This window comes from uncultured Succinivibrio sp., from assembly GCF_902756765.1.
Lineage (GTDB): Bacteria > Pseudomonadota > Gammaproteobacteria > Enterobacterales > Succinivibrionaceae > Succinivibrio.
Genome location: NZ_CACVSS010000128.1, coordinates 1 through 4,061 on the forward strand (window position 1 = coordinate 1; position 4,061 = coordinate 4,061).

The 4,061-nt window shown below is 38.4% G+C and carries 5 protein-coding genes; 1 reads left to right on the top strand and 4 read right to left on the bottom strand.

What is annotated here, in order from left to right; translation table 11 throughout:
- Positions 1-336: NAD(P)H-binding protein (locus QZU45_RS11130; protein ID WP_295355288.1), on the bottom strand; the 336-nt coding region annotated here is incomplete at its 3' end.
- 211 nt (positions 337-547) lie between these two features.
- On the opposite strand from QZU45_RS11130, the gene QZU45_RS11135 reads away from it, so the two are divergent.
- Positions 548-997, top strand: a complete 450-nt coding sequence (locus tag QZU45_RS11135; protein ID WP_031491957.1) for an Rrf2 family transcriptional regulator — start codon at positions 548-550, stop codon at positions 995-997.
- A 233-nt stretch (positions 998-1,230) separates the two neighbouring features.
- Here QZU45_RS11135 and QZU45_RS11140 read toward each other — a convergent pair whose 3' ends face one another.
- The 3 genes from QZU45_RS11140 to QZU45_RS11150 form a co-directional block, all read right to left on the bottom strand.
- Entirely contained in the window at positions 1,231-2,196 is a 966-nt protein-coding gene (locus tag QZU45_RS11140) for an ABC transporter permease (protein ID WP_294997967.1), read from the bottom strand.
- Between the two features lie 11 nt (positions 2,197-2,207).
- Complete coding sequence (locus tag QZU45_RS11145; protein ID WP_295355291.1) at positions 2,208-3,716, bottom strand: sugar ABC transporter ATP-binding protein; 1,509 nt, start codon at positions 3,714-3,716, stop codon at positions 2,208-2,210.
- 80 nt (positions 3,717-3,796) lie between these two features.
- Positions 3,797-4,061 (bottom strand): hypothetical protein (locus QZU45_RS11150; RefSeq protein WP_295355293.1); only part of this gene is annotated, 265 nt, incomplete at its 5' end.

Sequence of the window (4,061 nt, forward strand, 5' to 3'; positions counted from 1 at the left end):
AGTGTGTTCTTTATTAACATACAAAGAGCCTGCTCCACCCACAATAATTAGTCTGGTATCGGTTCCTTTTATTAGGTCACATAGCTTTGCTGTATATTCTTTATGTAGATGAAGAGTTTCTGATGTCCAGGTGCCAAAACAGTTTACAACAGCATCAAAACCATTCAAATCATCGGAAGATAAAGAAGCGATATCCTTTACAACCACATTAACTTTCGGATTGGTAACAGTACCTTCTCTTCTTACAAAAGCAGTAACCTCGAAACCTTTCTTTAAGCATTCATTTAGAACTAAAGAACCAGTTTTACCATTTGCAGCAATTATAGCAACTTTCATAATAACCTCTTTTATTGTAACAACGATTGTTACAATAAATAATATTATCAATATTTATAATTGTCAAATATATTAATCCACTTTCATATCTAACTTAATGTATTTAAAATATATTAATATATATATTCGTATAATTCCCCCTAAATAAGATCATATATATTTGTAACTTTAATAATTACATATATAATATTAAGTATATTCAGGAGGAGCTATGCATTTTTCAACAAGATTTACTGTTGCTGTACACACACTACTTTGTATTGAGTATTTCAAGGATGAAAAAAATACTTCAGAATTTATAGCCTCCTCTGTGGGAGTAAATCCAGTAGTAATTAGAAGAGTTCTTGGCCAGTTAAAAAAAGCAGGATTCATTTCAACAGATTCTCCTAAAAGCGGAGCAAAGCTGGCTAAAGCTCTATCTTCTATAAATCTTTATGAGGTTTTCTGCGCCGTAGAAGACGAGAGAAGTCTGTTTACATTCCACGATAATCCTGAACCAAAGTGTCCCGTTGGAGCACATATTCATGATGCACTTGATCTTGTTCTTTTTGATCTTGATGAAACACTCAAGAACAGATTGTCTTCTTACAAACTATCAGACCTAATGACTTCGCTGAATTTCTCGATCAAAAAAGAAAAAAATCAAAAGATAAAAGAGTAATGAAAAACTCCTGCAGGTATATAAGGTATCGAGTTTTTAGCAAAAAAAAATGGCACTACGACAGATTCAAGATAGCTCCCACTTTTTTTAGCAAATCTTCTTTATAAAAGAGGAAATCAAAAAAAATCTATTTTCAAAAAGTTATAGTGAATTCTGTTTTTCAGAAAATACAAATAAAAAAAGACGTACGAGCCAGAGATTACAGGCCCGTACGCCTCATTGCGCTTTTGCTACTAATCGTTTGGCTTGGTAATGATTTTATCTCTTAATCTTGTTGAAACATAAGAGAAAGCAACTGCAGCAATCAGAACAAGGCCCTTTACAACCTGCTGAACGTAATCATTGATGTTACACATCAGCATACCTGTAGATAAAACACCCATAATCAGCACACCGATAATAACCAGAGGTAATTTACCCTGACCACCCATGAGGCTGATACCTCCGAGCACAACAGCGGTAATAGCATCCATCTCAAAACCAACACCAGCTGCAGGCTGACCTGAATTTGTACGAGACAGAAGAACAAGTCCTGCAATACCAGATAACATTGCACAGAATGCGTAGCAGAAGATTTTTACTCCACTGATACTTACACCGGAGAGGCGAGAGGCTTCTTCATTGCCTCCAACACCATATACATAACGACCAATAGGAGTACAAGAAAGGATAAAGATGCCCAGAGCAAAAATGATGACCATCAGAATAACAGGATCAGGAATTCCAAGGAAATAGCCTCTGCCAAAGGCACTCAGTCCTTTACCAAATCCAAATACAGGCAGACCGTCAGTAATCAGATAACCTGCACCACGAAGAGAAGTCATAACACCTAAGGTTGCAATCAGAGGAGACATCTTAAAGAAGACCACCAGACATCCAGAGAAAACACCATAGATAGTTGCCAGAATCAGAGTAACAATAATAGTAACAGGAATCGACCAGCCGGCCTTTAGCAGCAATGCGGCTGTCAGAGAAGAAATACATGCAATCGAACCAACTGACAGATCAATACCTGCGGTTAAAATAACATATGCTGCACCAACAGAAATAATTCCAATTATTGAAACCTGACGCAGAATAGTGGTCAGAGTTGATAAGGAAAAAAAGTTTGATGATGCAAAGGAGAAAATGCCGATTAAAAGAAACAGTATCAGTACAATACCGTAATCTAGCATCCACAGAGAGAAATTCTTATTCATTTTGTTAATCCTTATTCGTTTGATGAATCCGCTTTACCTAAAGCAGATTTCTCCAAAATCAGCTCCTGAGAGAACTGGTCCTTGGTAAGTTCGGCTGTAATCTGACCATAGCCCATTACATAGATACGCTGTGACATACCAATCAGTTCAGGCATTTCAGAACTAATCATAATGATGCTTTTACCGCTGTCAGCAAGCTTACACATGAGGTTATAGATTTCCTGCTTAGCAGCAACATCAATACCTCTTGTAGGCTCATCAAAAATCAGCACATCACATTCTGTAGAAAGGATTCTGGCCAGAACCACCTTCTGCTGATTACCTCCAGAGAGGTTCTTTGAAAGCTGATCCATACCAGGAGTCTTAATCTTAAGTTCTCTGATATAACGCTCCGTCTCACTGCGCTCTTTTTTACCACTGATAACAAAACCACAGGTCAGATATTTAGGCATAGAACTGTAAACAGTGTTCTCCTTAATGGTAAGACTGAGCAGTACTCCCTGAGACTTACGGTCTTCAGGGATCAGACCGATACCTGTACTTAAAGCTTTTCTTGGAGATTTAGGAGTATACTTTCTGCCTTTGAATGTAATCTCACCTGAGGTGAGAGGATCTGCTCCAAATATTGCTCTTGCAAGCTCAGTTCTACCAGCACCAACAAGCCCTCCAAATCCCAGGATTTCTCCTTTGTGCAGTTTGAAGCTTACATCTTTTAGTGCGGCATTCTTAAGATGTTTACACTCAAGGATAACCTCATCTGAATGATTCTTTGGAGAAGGATATTCTCCGGAAATATCTCGACCTACCATCAGAGAAATAAGCTCATTCATCTTAAGAGATTCAACATCACGCATCGTTACGAATTTACCATCCATAAAGATTGCTGCACGGTCGCACATCTCAAAGATTTCCTCAAGTCGGTGAGAAATAAACAGGATGGTACAGTTATTCTCCTTAAGTTTTCTTATAACGTTAAAGAAGATCTCTGTTTCTTTTAAAGTTAGGGATGCGGTTGGCTCATCTAAGATAATGAATTTAGGATTACGGGCAACCGCCTTCAGAATTTCAACAATCTGTTTGTAGGCAACACCGACATCACATACACGTTTGTTTACATCGATGTCGACTTCCATCTGATCAAAAAGTTCTTGGACTCTTCTGGACATTTCCTTTTTGTCCAGCATAAAGCCTTTTTTCAGTTCTCGTCCATAAAAGACGTTCTCTGCAATTGTCAGATATGGAATTAAAGAGAATTCCTGATATACAGCCGCAATTCCAAGTTCTGCTGATAACTGAGGGTTTAGAGATGAGTACTCTTTTCCCTCATAAATGATAGTTCCTGAACTAGGTGTTTCTGCACCGGTCAGCAGTTTTATAAAAGTCGATTTTCCAGCACCGTTCTCCCCACAAAGAGATAAAACCTCTCCTCTGCGGATATCAAAAGATACATTATCTAAAGCCTTTACCTTGGCATAGTATTTTGACAGACCTCGTGCTGAAAGAATTATTTTATCTGACATAATTCCCACCAAAAACAGTGGCCGTTCAAAGATACGGCCACCAAACTCAAATCAGGTTAAATTCGATTAACCGCTTATTGTTAGTATGCAGGCTTGTATTTGCCTGAAATAACATCTTCCTGAGGGACAGGTACGTATGGAAGGAATACTTTCTTTGGTTCTGCAGGTAATCCCTTAGTTGCCATCTCATACAGATACTTGGCACTCTCATAACCACCCTTAAATGGATATAAGTCAACGGTTCCGCGATAGATACTGCCCTCTTCAGCAATTAGAGCAAGAGCTTCCTTGGTGGCATCTCCTGAGAATACAGCCTTGTCAGCACCAACCTTGTCATTTGATACC